This window comes from Pseudoalteromonas shioyasakiensis, from assembly GCF_019134595.1.
GTDB lineage: Bacteria > Pseudomonadota > Gammaproteobacteria > Enterobacterales > Alteromonadaceae > Pseudoalteromonas > Pseudoalteromonas shioyasakiensis_A.
The window spans coordinates 2,642,873-2,663,835 of the sequence record NZ_CP077770.1 but is presented as its reverse complement, the minus strand read 5'-3'; the positions used below and the strand labels follow the sequence as shown (position 1 = coordinate 2,663,835).

The 20,963-nt window shown below is 40.9% G+C and carries 19 protein-coding genes; 10 read left to right on the top strand and 9 right to left on the bottom strand.

Annotated features, from left to right (window positions below):
* Nucleotides 1-15: 15 nt before the first annotated feature.
* Nucleotides 16-492, bottom strand: a complete 477-nt coding sequence (locus KQP93_RS12360; RefSeq protein WP_130166674.1) for a DUF4234 domain-containing protein — start codon at nucleotides 490-492, stop codon at nucleotides 16-18.
* Between the two features lie 222 nt (nucleotides 493-714).
* Here KQP93_RS12360 and KQP93_RS12355 point away from each other — a divergent pair, with 222 nt between their 5' ends.
* The gene (locus KQP93_RS12355; RefSeq protein ID WP_058586342.1) at nucleotides 715-909 is read left to right on the top strand and encodes a hypothetical protein; all 195 of its coding nucleotides are present in this window, start codon (nucleotides 715-717) and stop codon (nucleotides 907-909) included.
* Here KQP93_RS12355 and KQP93_RS12350 read toward each other — a convergent pair.
* The gene (locus KQP93_RS12350) at nucleotides 906-3,020 is read right to left on the bottom strand and encodes a sensor domain-containing protein (protein WP_370317884.1); all 2,115 of its coding nucleotides are present in this window, start codon (nucleotides 3,018-3,020) and stop codon (nucleotides 906-908) included. The two genes, KQP93_RS12355 and KQP93_RS12350, sit on opposite strands and share 4 nt — an antisense overlap.
* Before the next feature lie 176 nt (nucleotides 3,021-3,196).
* A complete protein-coding gene (locus KQP93_RS12345) occupies nucleotides 3,197-5,917 on the bottom strand; it encodes an insulinase family protein (RefSeq protein WP_217874676.1) in 2,721 nt (906 codons plus the stop codon).
* Between the two features lie 195 nt (nucleotides 5,918-6,112).
* On the opposite strand from KQP93_RS12345, the gene sixA reads away from it, so the two are divergent.
* From sixA to KQP93_RS12325, 4 genes are read left to right on the top strand one after another with little or no spacing between them, the layout of a single operon-like run.
* Nucleotides 6,113-6,589, top strand: coding sequence for a phosphohistidine phosphatase SixA (sixA, locus tag KQP93_RS12340; RefSeq protein WP_054562123.1), 477 nt, complete (start codon nucleotides 6,113-6,115; stop codon nucleotides 6,587-6,589).
* Between the two features lie 49 nt (nucleotides 6,590-6,638).
* Entirely contained in the window at nucleotides 6,639-6,989 is a 351-nt protein-coding gene (locus tag KQP93_RS12335) for a RidA family protein (RefSeq protein WP_054562122.1), read from the top strand.
* The gene (locus KQP93_RS12330) at nucleotides 6,973-7,449 is read left to right on the top strand and encodes an ASCH domain-containing protein (RefSeq protein WP_217874675.1); all 477 of its coding nucleotides are present in this window, start codon (nucleotides 6,973-6,975) and stop codon (nucleotides 7,447-7,449) included. The genes KQP93_RS12335 and KQP93_RS12330 overlap by 17 nt, the downstream gene beginning before the upstream one ends.
* Nucleotides 7,446-8,180 (top strand): SDR family oxidoreductase, encoded by a 735-nt coding sequence (locus KQP93_RS12325; RefSeq protein WP_217874674.1) that lies wholly within the window; start codon nucleotides 7,446-7,448, stop codon nucleotides 8,178-8,180. The genes KQP93_RS12330 and KQP93_RS12325 overlap by 4 nt, the downstream gene beginning before the upstream one ends.
* Before the next feature lie 2 nt (nucleotides 8,181-8,182).
* Here the strand turns inward: KQP93_RS12325 and KQP93_RS12320 are convergent, their stop codons facing one another.
* The gene (locus KQP93_RS12320) at nucleotides 8,183-9,103 is read right to left on the bottom strand and encodes an AEC family transporter (RefSeq protein ID WP_217874673.1); all 921 of its coding nucleotides are present in this window, start codon (nucleotides 9,101-9,103) and stop codon (nucleotides 8,183-8,185) included.
* Between the two features lie 24 nt (nucleotides 9,104-9,127).
* Complete coding sequence (smrB, locus tag KQP93_RS12315; RefSeq protein ID WP_130052001.1) at nucleotides 9,128-9,685, bottom strand: endonuclease SmrB; 558 nt, start codon at nucleotides 9,683-9,685, stop codon at nucleotides 9,128-9,130.
* A gap of 101 nt (nucleotides 9,686-9,786) precedes the next feature.
* Here smrB and prmB point away from each other — a divergent pair, with 101 nt between their 5' ends.
* Both prmB and aroC read left to right on the top strand, forming a co-directional pair.
* Nucleotides 9,787-10,722 (top strand): 50S ribosomal protein L3 N(5)-glutamine methyltransferase, encoded by a 936-nt coding sequence (gene prmB, locus KQP93_RS12310; RefSeq protein WP_054553196.1) that lies wholly within the window; start codon nucleotides 9,787-9,789, stop codon nucleotides 10,720-10,722.
* A 65-nt stretch (nucleotides 10,723-10,787) separates the two neighbouring features.
* Entirely contained in the window at nucleotides 10,788-11,888 is a 1,101-nt protein-coding gene (gene aroC, locus KQP93_RS12305) for a chorismate synthase (protein WP_217874672.1), read from the top strand.
* Nucleotides 11,889-11,975: 87 nt separating this feature from the next.
* Here the strand turns inward: aroC and KQP93_RS12300 are convergent, their stop codons facing one another.
* From KQP93_RS12300 to KQP93_RS12290, 3 genes are all read right to left on the bottom strand, one after another.
* Nucleotides 11,976-13,121 carry a lipase family protein gene (locus tag KQP93_RS12300; RefSeq protein ID WP_217874671.1) on the bottom strand — a complete coding sequence of 382 codons (1,146 nt, stop codon included), beginning with the start codon at nucleotides 13,119-13,121 and terminating at the stop codon, nucleotides 11,976-11,978.
* The gene (locus KQP93_RS12295; RefSeq protein ID WP_217874670.1) at nucleotides 13,118-13,762 is read right to left on the bottom strand and encodes a DUF6795 domain-containing protein; all 645 of its coding nucleotides are present in this window, start codon (nucleotides 13,760-13,762) and stop codon (nucleotides 13,118-13,120) included. Before KQP93_RS12295 ends, KQP93_RS12300 begins: the two co-directional genes overlap by 4 nt.
* 78 nt (nucleotides 13,763-13,840) lie before the next feature.
* The gene (locus tag KQP93_RS12290; protein ID WP_217874669.1) at nucleotides 13,841-15,841 is read right to left on the bottom strand and encodes a fused MFS/spermidine synthase; all 2,001 of its coding nucleotides are present in this window, start codon (nucleotides 15,839-15,841) and stop codon (nucleotides 13,841-13,843) included.
* A 130-nt stretch (nucleotides 15,842-15,971) separates the two neighbouring features.
* On the opposite strand from KQP93_RS12290, the gene KQP93_RS12285 reads away from it, so the two are divergent.
* Nucleotides 15,972-17,972, top strand: coding sequence for a winged helix-turn-helix domain-containing protein (locus KQP93_RS12285; RefSeq protein WP_217874668.1), 2,001 nt, complete (start codon nucleotides 15,972-15,974; stop codon nucleotides 17,970-17,972).
* 13 nt (nucleotides 17,973-17,985) lie between these two features.
* On the opposite strand, the gene KQP93_RS12280 is transcribed toward KQP93_RS12285, so the two are convergent.
* Entirely contained in the window at nucleotides 17,986-18,825 is an 840-nt protein-coding gene (locus KQP93_RS12280; RefSeq protein ID WP_217874667.1) for a LysR family transcriptional regulator, read from the bottom strand.
* Between the two features lie 101 nt (nucleotides 18,826-18,926).
* On the opposite strand from KQP93_RS12280, the gene KQP93_RS12275 reads away from it, so the two are divergent.
* Nucleotides 18,927-19,577 carry a glutathione S-transferase family protein gene (locus KQP93_RS12275; RefSeq protein ID WP_217874666.1) on the top strand — a complete coding sequence of 217 codons (651 nt, stop codon included), beginning with the start codon at nucleotides 18,927-18,929 and terminating at the stop codon, nucleotides 19,575-19,577.
* A 175-nt stretch (nucleotides 19,578-19,752) separates the two neighbouring features.
* Complete coding sequence (locus tag KQP93_RS12270) at nucleotides 19,753-20,916, top strand: GGDEF domain-containing protein (protein ID WP_217874665.1); 1,164 nt, start codon at nucleotides 19,753-19,755, stop codon at nucleotides 20,914-20,916.
* The last annotated feature ends 47 nt before the right edge of the window (nucleotides 20,917-20,963 follow it).

The window sequence follows — 20,963 nt, the reverse complement described above, 5'->3', positions numbered from 1 at the left end:
TAATAAGCGAAACGATTATTTTTGATTATCAATGGCTTCATTAATTTTGTATTGGAAATAAATAGCATAAAAGAAAAATGTCAGTATGCCACTTAAATGCACTGGTTCGTTACTGCCTTCATTAATTAGCTCTTTAAGTGAGGCACGTAACGAGAAAATAAATACTAGGCCAACAATAAAAGTAATAATTGAGATTATAGAAGAAAATACTTCAGGTATTGATGTAAACGCTACTGCAATGTTAATTACGTAAAGGGCAATGTAACCATAAACTAGGTTTTGGTTAACTTGATGTTTGGCAAGCGCGTTTGCTTTGTTTGTGCGGCTTACTAGCCAGTAAATTGCGTATATACCCAATGTGATAAGACTTAAAAAGAATACGCCCCAAGCAGAGAAGCGGTCAAAGTTTAAAATAGGTTTATTACCGCCGGTATTTTGCTGAGTAAGCTCAGCTTCTGGCGCTTCATAGATGTTAGCTGATTCTTCAGACATAACGATTCCTCATAATTATTTTTTGTATATTCCTTTGTGCTGATAGCACGTTCCGATAATAGCAAAAAGGTTGGTTTTTGTACATCATTTCAACAGCCTAGCAAGTAAGGTTAATTACCATAAAGGTCAGTATAAATAAGCCTTATAGAGGGTATAGCATGAGTGAAGTTTTAAAGCCTGCTGAAATTATGTACACTGCCGCTGATTTTAATGAGGTGCTGTGTGTTATTTGTATTTTTGAGCTGTGTATTTATTTTGGTGATGTATTTAGAGTCTCTATCTAAAGGAATGCCGGTAAAGCGTTGGATGCTGTTAGGTGGAGTGCTTGGGCCTGTCGCTTGGTGTTTATTTAACGTGCATTATCGCCGCGCTTTTGTGCGCCATGTTGGCCGCCAATCTTGTGGCTGGCGACCTTAAATTTCTGCTGTTTTTAACAGGCTAGGCGCAGATTTATCGAGTTGTTTTTGTAGGAAGGCGGTAAATTCAGGCTGAGACAGTGGCTTAGAGTAATAGTAGCCTTGAACCGTCTGACACTTTAACTGCTCTAACATCACAACCTGTTCGGCTTGTTCAACCCCTTCTGCAACTACATGCAAATCAAGGTTATGGGCAATGGTCACAATTGAGTCGACCATATTGCGGCCACGCTCTGATTGCATATCATCAATAAAGGCTTTATCAACTTTTAAGGTATTAAGCGGGAACTGCTTAAGATAGGCTAAAGATGAGTAACCCGTGCCAAAGTCATCCATCGCAAGGTGAATACCACGAGCACTGAGTGAACGCATGACTGCAATTGCTTCGTTTGGGTCGTCCATAACTGTACCTTCGGTGATCTCAAGTTCAAGGAAGTAAGAGGGCAGTTCATTCTTTTGCAAAATCACATCAATTCGAGTGGTTAAATCAGGTAAGCTAAACTGCTTAGCCGATAAGTTCACAGCAACACGGCCGTTAAATAAGCCTTGATCTATCCATGCCTTCACATCGCGGCATGCTTTGTTTAAAACCACTTCACCAATTTCGATTATTTGCCCAGTTTCTTCAGCGATAGGAATAAACACTCCTGGGCTAATCACACCTTTTTTCGGGGTAATAAAGCGCACAAGTGCTTCCATACCATCTAGCTTACCTGTACGAATATTCATCTTCGGTTGGTAATACACTTCAAAGTGATCTTCTTTTAGGCCGTAACGCATTAAGTTTTCGATTTGTAAGCGTTTAACTGCTTCACGGTTCATAGTGTCGTTGAAAAACAGATAGCTATTGCCTTTTTTCTTAGCGTGATACATGGCTGTATCCGCATTTTTAAGTAATAGCTCTGGGGTATTGCCATCTTCAGGGAACAGCACGATCCCGACACTTGAGGTGATCACCAGTTCGTGACCCGCCATATTAAAAGGTGTGGCAATTGCAGCTAAAAAGAGTTTGGCCATGCGAGTAATGGTATGAATATCGTTGGTACCCGACATTACCAGTGCAAACTCATCACCGCCTAGGCGATAAAATACATCTTTTTCACGGGTTAACTTATTCAAGCGCATTGCAAGCTTAGATAGCAAGCTATCACCAAGTTGGTGACCCAGAGAGTCGTTAATCTTTTTAAAGTTATCTAGGTCAAACACTAATAAAGCGTGATGGTTATCTTGCTTAGCGAGCTTTTTCAGGTTGGTGAAAAATAAGTTTCGGTTAGGTAAGCCCGTTGTGCGGTCTCTGTTCGATAAGTTATGTAATTGTGATTCGGCTTTTTTACGCTCAGTTTGATCAGAAAACACAACGACATAGTTACATATTTGGTTGTGCTCATTTTTGATTTCATCAATTGAAATTTCAATTGGTAACAGCTGTCTTTTCGCGTTACGAAGTTTTACCTCTTGCTGCCAATGCTCCGTGGCTTTTACGGTGGCTTTAATTTCATCCACATAGCTTTGGTCATAGCCATTTAAGGTAAAATCTTTCTTTAAATATTGCTCTCGGGTACCACCAAATAGCGTTAAGAAGCTTGGGTTTAAGTCAACCAGCTTAAAGTTTTTATCGAAAATGGCGATAGCGTCAGTTAGCGACTCAACGCATTTAGCAAATAGGTTTAAACGGGCTTCTGTTGATTTAAGCTGAGATATATCTCTTACAGTGCCTGTCATACGCAAAGGGTTTAGATTTGCGTCTTTTTCGATGATCTTGCCGCGATCTAGCACCCAATGCCAACGACCGAGGCTGTCTTTAATCCGGTAACTTGCTTCAAAAAAGGCGGTGTGTTCGGCAAAGTGTTTTTTTAGGGCTGTTTCGACGTGTTGTAAGTCGTGTGGGTGAATCAATTCGCGGTTAGGGGGAAAGCCGCTGCTACTGTTTGTATCTGAGGTGTATTTATCATTAATTCGCAGCACTTCTCCGGTTTTAATATTCCAATCCCAGAGGGTGTCGCCACTGCCTTCTACGGTACTTTTTAAGCGATGTTCTGAAATACGCAGTTGTTTTCGAGAGCGCTTTAATTTGAAAATTATAAATAATAGGTACGGCAATAACAGCATCATAATAGCACTTGGAATAAGCAGCAATGTGCTCTGTTCAAGCTCTATGGGGCTGGCAGATGCTGAAAAAATCCCAGCCATACTTATTGTTAAAAAAGCAGAAATCATTTTTATTATTTTTATCATTAATGCATTACCGTAATTCGCACCAATTAATCTAATCTAAGCTCGCGTTCGAGTCAAAGAGAATGCGAAGAAAGTGTTGCTTTTGGCTGTTTTTTGGTCTTTGGCTCACTTAAAAGTTCTATTCTTGGTCTGTTATCACTAAACGTTTCGGCTATATATTGCAGCATCTGATCAAGAGTTAACTTATCAAGCGCCTCTAAAAGCTGCTGCTGCATATTAAATTCAGTATCGCGATTGCCAATAGCTAACCATAGGCGCTGTGAGCGTAGGCGTAAATTTTTATCTTTTTCAGCTATGTGAGTGATCAGACCCGCTTTAGTGTCGAGCCATTGCTGCTCAGAAATGTTGTTTACTTGCGACACATAGTTAGTAATAAATTGCTGGTGGCGCTGAAGTATCTCATCTGCACTATGCTTAGGTGACTGCACATAAAAAGCAATACCTGCACGGGTATTGAAAGGCGCATAGCCTGCACCAACTAAATAGCCGAGCTGTTGCTTGGTTCTTAGCTCATTAAAATAATCTTGATTTATTAAATGATTAAGTACCATCATTTGCACCTTTTCGGTGGTCTCGTCCGTTTGTGCTTGATAGTAAAGCACCATCGCATTATCGCTGCAATTTAACGTGAAGCGCTGTTGATCTACTTTGGTTATATCGTTAAGTGGTCGCGTTAAATCAATAATTGTTGTGCTGTCAGCTAGGTGCTCAGTCACTTGCTTTTGGAACTTAAGCGCATCAGAGCGTTGCCAGTTACCATGTAAAAAAGACTCAACGTGCAAGGCTTTAAAAAACTCATTTCTAAAGCAATTAAATTGATGGAAGCTCGTATCTTTTAAAGCTTGTGCTAAGGCATTCGGCTCAGGGTTCCAAGGCATGATTTGCGCACCCAAAATACTAAATAGCTCACTAACAGGTTTGTTTTGATTGCTGTTTCGCCAGTGTCTAACGAGCTGCTTTTTATATTCAGCAAAGCGTTTTGCGCAGATTTCAACATTAAAGAGTGCTTCAAGTAACTCATTAACCAGCTCTAACTGACTCGATGAGAGACCCGCAGTATGTAAGGTTAAGCCACCTTGGTGCGAGGTTAAGTGATAACTAAGACCAGCCAACTCTGCTGGATAAAATTGTTCAGCAACACTGTCCATAAATAGGTCAGCAAATAAGCGCGTAAGGGCCATATGTTTAACATCTTTAATTGCAAAGGTTGAGTCCATTGCTAAGTAAAAATGCCCTTTAGCTACTCTGAAAGTTGCGTCTTGTTTAAACCAAAAATCAAAGCCGTCTCTTGTGACTAAAAGCTCAGGTGACTTATTTGGCTCGTCTAATGGTAATAATTCAACATCTTTTGTGAGGTATGGGTTAGCACTTGGTAAGCACATCTGTGGTAATGGCGTGTTTATTTCACTAAGCGCTTCTAACCAACTTGTTGAGATGTCTTCTACTTTATAGGGGGTGTTGTACCAAGCTGTAGTGTGCTCAGGCTCAACACCTGGATGAATGAGTACCAAGCGCATGTTATCAGGTGTTAGCCATTGCATGGCAATTTCATGAGCGCAGCGGTTAAAGCCCTCCATTAAATAATCGCCTTGCACATAGTTGGCTTCATCGTAATGCTGCATATTAATGCTTAAGTTACTCACCCAATCAATTAAACGTGCTTTTTCTTGGTTATCAAAGGCAATTTGCAAGAGGTTCTTTTTGTCTTGATAAAGACGTGGCAATTTATCGCAGTTTTGGTTAATTAAGCAGATATACTCAAACACCATTTCTACGATATCTTCATAGTATTCAATACCTTCATCAGTCAACGCCATGCTTACGTTAAAATCTTTGAAGTTACTGCCATTAATGCCACCACCTGCTGAGAGCGCATTGATCCAGCCTTGCTCTTTTAAAATAGAGTACAGCGACCCTTTGCCTTCGTAGCCGAGTAAGTGGGCAATAAAACTAACGGTTTTGTGACGATAAAAGTCATCTATATTTGGCATCGCAAAGCTAATAATGAGCTTTTGCATATGTTTATGTGGCTCAATATGCAGCACCTTACCTAAGTCTTGTTTACGGTAAAGTGGCTGCTCTATGATCTCTTTACTTTTTGGCTGACCTTTAATTTCGCTAAAAAACTGTTTAACCCACGTAGTCATGGTCGCAATATCTTCATTGCTACAGACCACCAGTGTCATCCACTGAGCCTGATAGTGGCTATCGAAAAAAGCACGTAGCTCATCACTGATACAGCTCTCACGATCCGCGAGGGTTTGCTGGTTACCAACCGAAAACTTTGCAAAAGGGTGTGCTGGGTTCACAGTTTCTTTATGAGCCTGATAAATTCGTCGGCCATCATCTTTTATTTTTAGCTTAAACTCTGCGTCTATGGCGTTACGTTCTTTTGTTGTCTCTTTAGGGTTTAGTAGTGGTGCGATAAAAAAACGACTGAATTGTGCCAGTGCTTCAACAAATTGTTGGTTATTAATATCAAAGAAGTAGCAAGTGTGCTCAGTGCCAGTCCAGGCATTGGTGTTGCCACCAGATTGTGATACAAAATTAGAAAAACCGCCCGATTCTGGGTACAGGTCGGTGCCTAAAAAAAGCATATGCTCTAAAAAATGCGCGAGACCTTGCCTATCAAGGGGATCGTCGAAATGGCCTGCATTAATAGCCATAGAAGCCGCTGATTTTGTTGACTCTAAGTCTTGCACTAAAAGTACTTTTAGACCATTGTCCAGTGTTAGGGGTTGATATGTTCTGTTATCATTGCGGCTGATATTCAAAAGATGCTCCTGAAAGAGTGCGTTAATGTCCTAACAACAGATGATATTTTCAGGAAAGCTAAAAAAGACAGAGCTACGAAAATCTACCTGAATATCATAAGCGGATGTTTAATGTATCTAGTGATGATATTCTAATATAGCGAACAATCAAGCAAACTGGCTACTGTTTTATATTCTTTAATCGGTTGATTTTTTATGAAAACAATCTTAATCATGCGCCATGGCGAAGCTACGCCAATGCAAGCAGATGATGCAGCAAGACAACTGACCGAGACCGGTCACCAAGAAGCCAGTCGAATGGGGCAGTGGTTAGCGACACACCATAAACCTGATGCTCTGTTGGTAAGTCCTTACATTCGCGCACAACAAACTGCTTTGGATGCGACGCAACATATTTCGTTACAATTTAACGAAACCTGCAGTGATATTACCCCCGATGGTGTACCGCAAATTGCTGCTGATTACCTAGAAACCTTGATTGCTATGCATCCAGACTGCAATACCTGGTTGGTCGTTGCTCATATGCCAATTGTTAGCTACTTAGTTGACCAGTTAAGCCCTGGTCATATGCCAATCTTCAATACAGGGGCGGTTGCTGTTATCGAATATGATGAACACAAACAGCGCAGTCAGTACCTCAGTATTCACTCGCCAAATAACGTCGAAATCTAACAGTGGATTTGCTAAATTAGCGCCACTGTTAATTTTTTAAGTTCTTACTATGACAATCGAACGTTTACAAACCGGTGCGCGTATGAGCCGCATCGTAAAGCATAACGGCACAGTATACCTATGCGGCCAAGTTTGTGCTGATGCCGAAAAAGATATCACCGAACAAACTCAAACCATGCTAGATAAGGTCGAAGCGCTACTTATTGAAGCAGGTAGTAGCAAAGAGCACATGCTAAGTGCCACAATTTACCTGAAGAGCATGGAATACTTTGCACAGATGAACGCTGTTTGGGATGCATGGGTGCCACAAGGTCATGCACCAGCTCGCGCTTGTGTTGAGGCAAAAATGGCGCGCGATGCATTATTAGTTGAGATTTCTGTCGTTGCAGCCGTTAAGTAACGAGCAGCGTATCGCGCAGATGATTGCTCGCTTTAATGAGCAATCAGGGCGCGCAGTGATTGAACTACCACATTGGCATTTTTGCGACAATGAGCAAGATGCCAATGACTGCGCATTGCTGGTTTTAAATGGCGTAAAACAAGCCACAACCCCTTCTCTTTATTGGTTTAAAGCCAATAATGAAACCCTTCCTGAAGTTGGTGATTTAGCCATTTTTACCAATTGGCAGGGACAGCCCCTCGGCATTATTGAAACCGTCTCTGTAACCATCACCCCATATAATCAAATAAGCGCCGATTACGCCGCATTAGAAGGCGAGGGCGACAAAAGCCTTGAGTATTGGCAGCGTGTGCATTTGGATTATTATCAGCGAGAGCTAGCAGGCACAGAGTATCAATGTCACCCTGAGATGCCCTTGGTGTGTGAGCAGTTTAGGTTAGTTTTCAAGGGGTCAGAATGAGCACGAGTCCTGTGGTTCTTATTACCGGAGGCGGCCGCGGTATAGGTGCAGCGACAGCAAAGCTGTTTGCTAAACATGGCTATGATGTGTGTATTAACTATAAGTCAGATCAAGCAAGTGCAAAGCAGGTCGCTGATGAGATAAAAGCGCTTGGCGTGAATGCCTATTTGTTGCAAGCTGATATTGCCGATGAGCAGCAAGTACTCGCCATGTTCGCTAAATTAGATGCTAAGGTTTCGCGGTTAGATGTGTTAGTTAATAACGCAGCGATGATGATGCCGCAAATGTCGTTGTTAGAGATGGATGCTAAGCGTATCAACGCTATTTTAAGTTGTAATGTTACAGGTGCATTTCTGTGTGCGCGAGAAGCAATAAAGCGTATGGAAAAAGGCAGTATTGTGAATGTTTCATCGGGTGCGTCACGTACAGGCTCGCCAAATGAATACTTGGATTATGCCGCTTCCAAAGGAGCGCTTGATACCTTCACGATTGGCCTTGCCAAAGAAGTCGCGAGTGAAGGTATTCGGGTTAATGGGGTAAGGCCAGGCCTTATTTATACCGATATGCACCGCGATGGTGGTGAAGCAAACCGAGTTGATAGGTTAAAATCTAAGTTGCCGCTAGGGCGTGGTGGTGAAGCAGAAGAGGTCGCTTCAGCAATTTACTTTTTGGCAAGTGAGCAAGCCTCATTCACAACGGGCAGTTTTATCGATGTATCCGGTGGCTTATAAAACTAAAGTAAAATACTTAACCAGATACTAAAGCTCACCACACTCAATACAGTTGAAAGCACAACGCTACTTGCTAGTGTCGCTTGGTGTTGCTTAATTTGATTGGCGATTAGGTAAGCGTTGACCCCTAAAGGAGAGGCACTTAAAAGTACTAACACGTTCAGTAATGATTGCTCTAGATGGAATACGCTGCCTGCAAAAAAGTAGACCCCGCACGGTAACACAACAAGCTTGATGATGGTTGCAATGAGCGAGGCTTGTAAGTTGTCGGCCACTTTATAAAACGCAAGGTTCGCCCCTAATACAAATAACGCACAAGCTATGGCTGGTTTCGCAAGGAGGCTCAGGCCATTCCCTAAATCATCAAAAAGTGTAAAGCCAAGTAGGTTAACAGCCAAGCCGCTACTGATGCTTAACACGACTGGATTCAGTAGCATGTTTTTAGCAAATGCTCGCCAAGAGAATGTTTGCTGCGATTTAGCGCTGAGCAAAAAGGTGAGGGTAAACAAAAGTGCGCTATGAAAAGTAATGATCATAAACACAATGCCGACCATCTGTTGCCCAAGTGCAGCAATAATAATAGGCAAACCTACCAGTACCGTATTTGAGTAACTACTGCCAAGGGCTAATACTGCATGACGTGACGGCGCAGATTGCTTGCTAATGAGATAGCGGTCAATAACATAGCCGAGGGCATAAATGGCCAATACCGGGATATAAAAACTCAAAAACCCCGCAATAGATACACTATTTTGTAAATCGGCTTGGGCCATGTTTAAAAATAGAAAAGCCGGCACACTGATGTAAAAAGTAAACTTACTTAACCCTGCTATATGCTCTTTCGATAAAAACGTGCTTCGCGAGCTGATGTAACCACTTAACACGATAAAAATCAGTGGAAAGATAATCGAAAAAATATGCACTTTAGGCCTTATGATAAAAAGACGTTAGCGTCTGAACTCATCACTTTGTGGAAGATTAATTAAAATAAGTACTGCCCCTTTGCCTCCAAATTCAAGAGGTGCTTGGTGCATCGCAATCACATCAGGGTGTTGTACTAAATATTGCGGTACCTTGTGTTTAAGTATGCGCTCACCAATGCCATGCACAACACAAGCGCAATAGTAATGCTGCTTTTTACACTCATGAATTAAACCCGCTAGCTCATCTTTGGCTAATTCTTTATTTAAGCCATGTAAATCAAGGGTTAAATCAGGTGGGTAATCTCCACGGCGAAGTTGTTTTGCCAAATAGCTATCGTGACCAGGTTTGACATAACTCACTGTGCCATGAGTGTCGATGTCTGGTACATATTCATCAGAAAAGAAAAATTCTGCCTGATGTTGCTTTTTTTGCTGGGAAAATTGCTTCGCTTGTGACACTTTAGGCTTATTGGTGAATCGAATAGTGTCTTGTTTAAATGCTTTGGCACCACTAATACTCTGACGAAATAAGTCAATATCGTCAGTGCTAATGTGATTGTTGGCGTGGGGATCTTTTTTCATGGCGGCAGTCTAAACAAAAAAACGCTAAAAATCGAGTAAAAACCAACTGAAAAGACGGTACAATACGCGTCAGAACAGACTTTGAAAGTTAAGGAACATACATGAACCATTTCCAGATAGAAGACGCAATTTTAGACGAGGCAATTGCAGAACTTTCAACGTTGCATGATTGGTTACGTTGGACAACCAGTCAATTTGCCAGCAGTGGTATTTTCTTTGGGCACGGTACAGATAATGCGTGGGATGAAGCAGTTAGTTTACTATTGCCAGCATTAAGCTTGCCAATCGACGCGCCAAAAGAGCTAATGCATGCGCGTTTAACCAGCACCGAGAAAAATCGTTTAGCTGAACTAATTGCAGAGCGTATTAATGATTGTACGCCAGTACCGTACCTGACCAACACAGCGTGGTTTGCAGGTATGCCTTTTTATGTTGATGAGCGCGTGTTAATTCCACGTTCGCCATTTGCAGAGTTAATTAATAATCGCTTTGCACCTTGGTTAGAAGAGCCAAGCTCAGTAACGCGCATTCTTGATTTATGTACCGGCTCTGCATGTATCGCTATTGCACTTGCGCAAGCATTTGAAGATGCACAGGTTGATGCGGTTGACATTTCATATGAAGCGCTCGAAGTTGCTGATATTAATATTAGCGATTACATGCTAAATGACCGTGTACTGCCAATTCAGTCAGACGTGTTTAGTGGTGTTCCGGGTCAAAAATATGACCTGATCGTAGCTAACCCACCGTATGTTGATGCTGAGGATATGGCTGATTTACCACGTGAATTCCATCACGAGCCAGAGCTTGGTTTAGCATCGGGTCATGATGGTCTTGATGTTACTCGTACCATCCTAGCTGAAGCTGCCGAGCATCTAACTGATAACGGTTTGTTATTTGTCGAAGTTGGCAACTCTATGGTACATATGGAAGAGCTGTACCCAGGCGCACCATTTGAGTGGGTTGAATTTGAACAAGGTGGTCTTGGCGTATTTGTGATCAGCAAACAGCAACTTGTTAACTATTTCGCAGATTAACAGCGGATTTTAAAAGCCGAGCCTGAGGGCTCGGTCTCAGTAGTCATTAGGAATGAGGAAAATTAATGGCAGGTAATAGCATCGGGCAACTATTTAAAGTGTCCACCTTTGGTGAGAGCCACGGCGTTGCATTAGGCGGCGTTGTTGATGGCACACCAGCAGGCCTTGAAATTAGCGAGGCCGATTTACAAATTGATTTAGACCGTCGTAAGCCGGGGCAAAGTCGTTATACAACACAGCGCCGCGAAAGTGACGAAGTAAAAATTCTTTCAGGTGTGTTCGAAGGTAAAACCACTGGTACTAGCATTGGTTTACTGATTGAAAACACCGATCAACGTTCAAAAGATTACGGCAAAATTGCCGAGGTATTTCGCCCAGGTCATGGTGATTATACTTATTGGCATAAATACGGTATCCGTGATTACCGAGGTGGTGGTCGCTCTTCTGCCCGTGAAACTGCGATTCGTGTAGCCGCAGGTGCAATTGCAAAAAAATACTTAAAACAGTTTCATGGTATCGAAGTGCGTGCATGTTTGAGCCAGCTTGGACCAATTAAAGCTGAAGATTACAACTGGGATGAAGTAGAAAATAATGCATTTTTCTTTCCAGACACCAGCAAGCTAGAAGCACTTGATGAATATATGCGTGACCTAAAAAAGCAAGGTGATTCGGTAGGCGCTAAAGTTAAAGTGGTTGCTAAAAATGTGCCTGTAGGCTTAGGTGAGCCAGTATTTGATCGCCTAGATGCAGAGCTTGCGCACTCATTAATGAGCATTAATGCGGTAAAAGGCGTTGAAATTGGTGATGGCTTTGATGTGGTTGAGCAAAAAGGCTCTGAGCACCGTGATGAGTTAACTCCTGATGGTTTTACATCAAATCACGCGGGCGGTGTACTTGCTGGTATCTCGACAGGGCAAGATATCATTGCCTCTATCGCACTTAAGCCAACTTCAAGCATTACCATACCGGGTAACAGCATTAATACTAGCAACGAAGCCGTAGAGATGATCACCAAAGGACGTCATGATCCATGTGTAGGTATTCGTGCAATTCCTATTGCTGAGGCGATGATGGCGATTACCTTAATGGATCACTTATTGCGCCAACGTGGTCAAAACCCACATGTAAACCACGAACATGGACCAATCAAAGGTTCGATTGATTAACTTGGTTTGATTTAGCAAAGAACTATAAACTTAAAACGCGGCTCTAATATTGCCGCGTTTTTGATTGCAGAAGGTCAATAAAGAAACTTAAATACGATCAATTGCCTGCTTTGCTACCATGTATAGCTTTTTGATCATTAAACCTAATACCCAACGAATAAATTGAGCGGTAAGCTCTTTGACTTCATATGATGCTTTACCAACAAATGCGAGCATATGGCCAATTAACCCTTTTAACTCTTCTGTAAGCTCGACAAATTTAACCACTGATTTATATAGGCAGCGGGCTAAAATATCATAAAAAGTTAACCCGACAGTTAAACCTGCCTGTGCAGAGATGAAGGCGTATTGTCCTGTTTTCTTTAAAAAAGTAATTAAGCCATTGGTAATTACTCGTTGCCAGTTAAGCGAGAATCTAACATTAAAACGCTGATCATACTTTAATACAGTATGGTTGTAGTGAAGGGGTTTAATTGAGCTTTCCATGCTGGCGTAGTCTTGATAGGCGGCAACAGTATTAGCGTAACCAGGAGCATCACCTTCCATAGAATGAGCTGCAATATTAAAAAAAGCCCCCTCATTCATTGCCGTTTGATATTCGCTAGATGTATGGCTAAACGGCCAAGCAGGCACGCACGGGACGGGGTCTGCGCCATGTGTAACGCGATACTGGCCAATATTGTGAGCGGCAGAATGTACGGAGTGGTTTAATACAACCCGCGGCGCACCAAAGGTATATAAATTTACAGGAAGCCCTTTTTCACTTGCCCAAATTGCCGTAAGTTGTGCGATGGCACCACCAAGGCTATGCCCAACAAGGTGCAAGCACTTAGGTTTATGACTTTTTACATAAGCCTCAAACATGGGTTTCATACTGGTAAATGCTTTTTCGAAACCAGAGTGTACCTCTAAGTTTTTAGGTCCGTGAGTAATGGCCACATTTAAATTGGTTAGCCAATCAGAGCAGGAGGTAAAAACAGTTCCGCGGATACCTATAATATGATGGCCTTTAAATTGGGGGGTAGCACCTTCTGCTGTTAAGGCAAACCCAGTACTGCGATTTAGAAGTTGGTTAATTAAGCCACCACTGACACCTTTGATTTGATTGGTGGTGATTTTAAAGTTTTCAATAAAATCAATGTCAAACTCCCTTTTATAACTGTTACTTTTCCTTATGTCATATACTCTTGCCGCAATGCTCGCAGCTGTACTCGGTGACAACTTATTATTCATAGCTCAACTTCCTTCCCTGTAAAAAGCTCTGTGATCTTATTGAAATCTCCATCATGTATTTTGTACTTTATCTCTCCGTTCTCTATGATATGTGTTGGTATATAGTCTTTTTCCCATCTACAAATACTGGAGGCTATCCTATTTAAATGTTCATTATTGTAATTCTTGAACTCAAACCTAACTAATGTATTTGTTATCTCGCAATTTAAGAATGCTAATTTGTTGGTATATTCTGGTATTTCTTTTATTCCAGACTGATTAGCGCTCCAGAGTTCAATTTTATTTTCTCCATTTAGGATAAATACTTCTTGGGAAATACGGTTTTCAACTATAAGTTTATTAGGAATTGAGGAGAAAATAGTTATTTTTGGAAAGTGAAAGCGCCCACCTTCATCGGTAATTGCTGTGTCTCGACGGTCAATTTCATCTAAATACATTAATGAACGTATTATTTCTAAGTTAGCGATGGGTTGACCATTTTCAGTCACAATACCATTGACTTCTGGGCTTAAAAATACTTCTTTTTTCTTTCTGAACCAGCTAAACATATCGTCTCCTTGACCTATAGCTGTGGAAATAATTACACACGCAGAGAGAGCTAGAATAATGTGGGTAATTTTGTTTGTAATTGATTTTTTCATAAGCAATCCGTGCGTATTTAGGGGACTTTAATAAATAGAAAAACAGATGTAAAGTTGATTGTTCCTTTTTTATGCCTGTTAGAATTTTAATAAGGGGAGTAGGCTGTGTTTGCTATCAGTCCACATTGCCTGCTCGCTATGTGGGTAGCGTTTAATTGGCGACAAATCACTGATAGATACACGATTTAAAAAAGCCTGATTATCAGTTAGCACCACCCAGTCTGAGCCTATGTCTGATGGGCTATGGCCTTGATAACTAAACTTTAATATTGCCTTATTAAAGTGTTGGCTATGTGCCTGTAATACAGGCAGTAAGTCGATATGATTATTTGAGATATGCACAATCAATACGCCATTTTCATTGAGCCTTTGCCAATAAAGTGACATTGCTTCTTGGGTTAGCAAATGCGCAGGAATTACATCACTGGTAAATGCATCAATAATTAATACATCAAATACTTCGTTCGCATTATTTTTTAGAGCAATACGACCATCCCCTAAGCTGACTGTGAGCTTGGCTTCACTGTTTTCTAAATATGAAAAATAACGCTTTGCCATCTCGTACACAGCAGGGTTTAGCTCAAAAAAGTGAATACTATCCTGTTGGTCTGCAAACCGAGCTAAAACGCCTGCACCCAAGCCAATCACGCCAATGTTCAGTGCGCTGTGTTGCTTTAGTATGGCAAGTGATTTAGCGACACCAGTATGCTGGTGGTAATAACTTTGCTCAAACTGTTGGTTTGGATTTAGTGGCTCTGAGCCATGAATAGTGGTGCCGTCAATTAAGCGCCTTTCTTTTATTGATTGAGTGTTTATATCTTTTACCGCTAAATAGCCATAAAAGTTGCGGCTAGTGGCAACGTTATATTGGTTAAAATTTACCGCTAAAAAGCAATAGCATGCCAGCCAAGCAATGGAGCTGGTTATGAGAGTGAATTTGAGCTGTTTTGTTTTAGCTTTTAATTGGTAGTAACACACAAAACTAAAAATAACCGCTAATGTAAGTAAATACTCGTCAATTTGGACGAATAGCAATGGGGCAATGAGCGCACTGAAAAGCGAGCCTAACACACCGCCAAGGGCGATATAAAAATAAAAAACGGTAAATTGCTCGTTTTCAGGAGCTTTGTTTCTCAGCTCACCATGACAGACCATGCCGGCGGTTAATAGAATCAGGCTGTAAATTATAAGCTGGGCTAGGGCGTTGAATAAGCTGCCAAAATAAAACATCAGCAGGCCTGCAAAAGCCGAAAATATAAACGCATATGCCCACACAAAACGCTGATAATTTGCTTTATTGGCAAACGTGTAACTAAAGGTGAGCAAGTAAATTACAAGAGGTAACGACCAAAGTAATGGCATAGGTGGAATATTAGTGCTGATCATATGCGTGGTAGATACCAACATGGCTGAGCTTAAGGCACTTAATAACAGCCATTGACCTTTACCTTTTAAAAGCGCGACAGGCCTAGTCTGAATAGACGCTCTTGATAAATCGGGCGCTTTTTTTAGTAAAAATATAATAAGAAGTGCTAGTAACAAGCTGTAGCTGATAAGTCCAAATAGCCAGTAGGTAGTTTGCTGCTCTAAAGAAAATAGTAATTCATAAACGAGCGGGTAGCTCATTAACGCCAGTAAAGACCCCAAGTTTGAGATGGAATACCAATGGTAAGGCACCTGTGCTGAAGCAGTTTGCACATACCATCTTTGTAAAAGTACGCTGGTAGCGCTCAGTAGAATAAATATTGGACCAATTTCTATAAATAAATTAACAAACACTGCAAGCGTAGGCGGCCAATTTGTAAGATTTGGGGCTGCAAACTCTGTCACAACAATGAGTGTGGCAAAGGTGACTAAAACTATATGGGTGACTACCTGCAACTTAATATGAAAGCGACCCATGTTATGCGCATAGAAATAGCCAATAAGTAACATGACTTGATAAAACACTAAACTTGCTGACCAAATAGATGCACCACCACCAAATTGCGGTAGAAGTTGCTTTGAAAGCATCGGCTGAATTTGAAAAATTAAAAAAGCACTGATGAAAATAGTGAGCGTTGATAAATATTTATACATTGTTTTCATTACCTATTTTGAGATAGCAAAAACAATCCAATAGCCAGAGCAAAGTGACAATGGAGTAACCCTTGAGTTTCTCTTAAGAAAACCTTAATCTTTGATTAGTAAATATTTATTGGAGAAGTAAGTGGCGCGTTATCGAATCGGTAAATTTGCAATTGATGAGAGTCGATGTTTAATTTCATCGCAAGATTATGAGCAAATAGTCGAGCCAAAGGTCATGGATGTATTACATACCCTTTATTTAAATAAAGGTGAAGTTGTAAGCCAAGAAGTAATCTTTGCTAAAGTGTGGCCTAATGCTACCTATAACCCCAGTTCGGTACAGCGTTGTATCGCATTGCTACGAAAAGCACTCCAAGAAGATGCCAAAAATCCGCAGTATATAATTACACACCCTAAGCGCGGTTATAGCCTTGAAAAAGTCACACAGGGGCAAAGCAAAAAACTAAAAGCGCAACATCTTGGGTTGCTGTTTGTTTTATTAATAAGCCTTATTGCTATTGCGTGGCAACTAATCCCTAAACAGCAAGATACTGCTCACTTTACCCAGTTGATGCCACTCACTTCGAGTGAACTAAATGAAGCTAATTTGTCACTTTCACATAGTGGTAAGTACCTTGCTTTTGTTCGAGGTAATAAAGGAAGTCAGCATATTTGGATGAAAGAGCTTGCGACTGAGCGAGAGGTGAGGCTAACTGAAGACGCAGCAAGCTACTACGCTTTGGGGTGGTCTAACTCCGATAATGCGATTACGTTTGTGAAAAGCGCAGAGCAGAAACAATATCTGAACACATTAAGCATTGATGTATCGAAATTTCAGCCATTAGAACAAGCGACGGTGAGTGTTTTAAATGACACCGTTGTGACCAGTCACCATATCGATTGGCATGCTGATAAGCTTTATTACATAGAAAAAGATAAACTACACAACGATACTCGACTCGTTTCACTCAACTTAGAGTCTAAACAAAAGGCACATTTACTAGTTGCCACACAGCAAGATTGGTTACTTGTTAATGCGTTATCGAAAGATGGTAGTAAAGTCGCAATGGGAATTGAAGCGGGGCAAAACAAATACCGTATTGATGTACTCGACCTAGCCAGTAAAAAAATACAAACTATTGCCATTATAGAAAACGGTATTCAAGGGTTAAGTTGGCACCCGAACAATCAAGCGCTATTGATTAGTCAACGAAATCAGCTTATTAATCTAGAGCTAGAGGGTGAGCTTCAGCTAATTTCATTTAATAATTATCAAATAATTCGTGATGCCCAGTACACACCAGACTCTGAAGCCATTTTGATGGAGTTAGTGAATGTTGATGTAGATATTGTTAGCCAAACACGCGCCACCCCTGACAAATTGACCAAACTCGTTGATACCTCATCAATCGACTTTCTACCCGTGTTTTCGCCAGACTCAACGAAATTTGTTTTTGAGTCACATCGTTTTGGATTAAAACAATTATTTTTATACGATAATGGCAAGCAAACGCGCATTTTTGCTAATCTTGATAACCATGAGTTATTTGGCATTGTTTGGAGCCAGGACGCACGACAGGTGTACACCGCAAGTAAAGATACATTGTTTAAAATTGATTTAAGCAGTGGCACTTATGAAACAATTCCTCATGGAAATCACTCTTTTTACTTGCGAGAAATGTATCACAATCAAGACGCGATTTTAGTTTCATATCGAGCGGAGGATGGACAGACGTTTCATCCAGCAAAATTCGATTTAACAAGCCTAACTTTGACACCTTTCACAGGCTCAGGGAAACGTTTAAGCTGCTATGGCATGGATTTAGATGAGCAAGATCAGATCTATTTTTCAAATAGCAACGAAGTGTTTCGAGTTAATAGCCGAGGAGATACTGAGACTGTTTGGCAAGCTGCTAACAATGACATCATTGGTATATCTGTAAGTAACCAGCAATTAGCGGTCACTATGGAGCATACTGATAAAATTAATTTTCAGCGTATTGATTTGGCAACCGCTGCAACAGAAAGTTGGCAATTAACTCAACCTAAGCAACATATGCTGATCAACAGTGCCCATGATTTAACAGAGTTTTTATACCTTACAGAGCCTAATAGAACTCGTAAGTTAGTAAAGCTTCTTTAGCTTGATATGTTTTTTACGTCTTAATCAACTCCACAAGCTGCTTAAGTTGTTCATGACTGAGAGGATTGTGGGTATGATTACCATATAGCAGGACGATATCAATGATAGGCAGCGTGGGTAGGGAGTTGTCGCTCGCCTCTTCCACACCCGATTGCATGCTTATTCGTGCCATACTGCCAATTGCCAGTCCCTGTTTAATTAAGCCATGCAATGCTCCTGCTGAGCCACAACAGGCAATAATATTAAAACGGCGTTCGGCCTTTAATAAACCCTCAATACTGGCTTGGTGAAACTTACAGTCTCGTTGAAACAAGGCGATTGGAAGTGGGGTTGAATCTTTAATCTCAAAAGCGGGGCTTTTCACCCATACGCCTTGGCTTGATTGTAATAAGTAACCTTCTTCGCTGTCTGGCGAACGAGTGGCAATTACTAAATCGAGCATACCTTGGTCTAGCTTGGCTCTAAGCTCGGTACTTGGGGCGCAGCTTATTTGTAAATCTAGCGCATTAAACTGTTGGTGTAAGGCATCAACAAGCTGTGGTAGCAAAGAGTGGGCATAGTCGTCAGGACAACCAATGCGCACACGTAAATTGCCAGTGCCTGCTTTTAATTGCTTAAAGGCTTCATCATGAAGCGCTATGAGTTGCTTTGCATAGCTTGCTAGCTGGTGGCCTTGATGGGTTAGCACCAGCTGACGACCTTGCTTTTCAAATAGCGGGCTTGCAATGTCTTGTTCAAGCTTTTTCATTTGCATACTTACCGCAGATTGGGTTCTGCAAATTTGTGCTGCAGCGCGGGTGAAACTGCCTGTATCAACAAAGGCACAAAAAGTCCTAAGGGCATCAATGTCCATAATGTATCAACTTTACTTATAGGTAGCATAAAAACAATTGGCGAGTAATTTACCACTTGCTGTTTTATAGTGAGCTTAATCTAAACGTTAAAGGAAGCACAATGCAATTATTTATTGGCAATAAAAATTACTCAACTTGGTCATTGCGGGCGTGGTATTTACTGAGTAAATTCAATATCTCTTTTACAGAGAAACAATTAGTTTTAGATACGCCTGAGTTTTATGAAGCATTAAAAAATAAGTTTCCAGTGCAAAAAGTGCCAGCCCTTATTGATGCAGAGTTAACCGTGTGGGATTCACTCGCTATTTGTGAATACATCAACGATGCTTATCTAAATGGTGCTGCTTGGCCTAGTGACATAGCCCAAAGAGCAAAAGCGCGCAGTCTAGCTGCTGAGATGCACTCTGGTTTTGCTGCACTTCGTAATGAAATGCCAATGAATATCCGCGCTAAAAGGCATGTTGAACTATCAGAGCAAGCTAAAAAAGACATTGCGCGTATCGATGAGATATTTTCTACTCAGCAGCAAAGATACCCTAATGCGTGGTTATTTGGCGAGTTCTCTATTGTTGATGCGATGTTTGCACCCGTGGTGCTGCGCTTTAAAACGTATCAGGTTACGCTTTCGCATGCTGCACAAGCTTATTGTCAGCATGTACTTGCTTGCCCTGTTTTGCAAAGTTGGATCTGCGAAGCCCTTAAAGAAACAGATATCGTAGACTGTGATGAAGCGGGTGAAGAAATTAACTAACTGAAATTTAGAATATTTTCCTATTTAATTTGCTGCTTACTATTCTTTTGTTTGGGGTTTTTTGTCGTATTTTTATACAAAAATACTAGTTCAATTAGTGGTCATACACTTTATACTAGAGTAGTTGCTCTTTAATCGAACACCCCACATTCCCTTTCGTAGTAGGCATTTATTTATGGGCGCTTTTGCAGCAAAATTATTTAATCAAGATATGACGATAGAGCGCTACGCCTGTCAATTCAAGACATTACAAGTTGAACACGTGTATTTGCAAAGTAAGTTTGCACAAGATAAAAAAATAGCTCAGTTTCTTGCCTGTCTTATCGCCATAGTCACTATGCTTGTTACATTTTTTGATAGGATGATTATTCAAGCCGAGTTTTGGCCTGAAATAGCTTTGATGGGACGTGCAGTAAGTGTTTCTGTCTGTGTACTAAGCGCTGTAGGCATAAATTATGTCAAAACACCTCCGCAACTCCGAATTGTCATTGTGAGCTTCATGGTGTTTTTATTTTTGAGCATACAATTTATGGTGATCACTTATGAGCGGCACTATTTCTTACATATGTTTTTTGATGTAATTGTATTAATTACTTTTTATTTCTCTACGCTACTCTCGTTGAAACTATCTCTTTTGTTGGGGGTATCGTATAGCGTATTTGCTGTTAGTGTTATCTTCTTAAATAAAGATCTAACAGCACATTCTTTTTACATGGTGGTTTTAGCGCATGTGGCATCGAATTTAGCGGGTATGATCATGGCTGCTCATGAACATATTATTCGTAGGGAGCTGTTTGTCAGGAATACCCAGCTTGCGCAGCTTGCCCATGAAATGAAAACCCAAGCTCTTAAAGATGCCCTTACTCAGTTACCTAACCGCCGCGCATTTGATAATGCTTACCCAGAGTACCAAAGGCTCACTCAGCAGCAACAAGGTGAGTTAAAACAGGTCTGTGTTATTTTGGCAGATATTGATTATTTTAAACGTGTTAACGATACCCACGGTCACGAGGTGGGTGATGTAGTATTACAACGTTTTTCAGCATTTTTAACGCAGTCGTTACGTACTTCTGATGATGTATATCGCTTTGGAGGTGAAGAGTTTGTGATTGTGCTACCACTATGCTCTGTACCAGATGCAACAGTCATTATTAATAGTATGATCTCAAGGTTAAATAGTGAAATGTGCGAGGTTGGTGAATTGTCTTTACCTATTCGTGCCAGCTTTGGTTTAACTGTGATGCGAGAAGAGCCTAAAAAATCAGTCATCTCAAGAGCTGACGCTGCGCTTTATCAGGCCAAAGATGCTGGACGTAATCAATTGGTTATTAAAATTTAATAGCTTAAAAGTGAGCTAAAACATGTACCTTATAGTCTTTTCGGTAT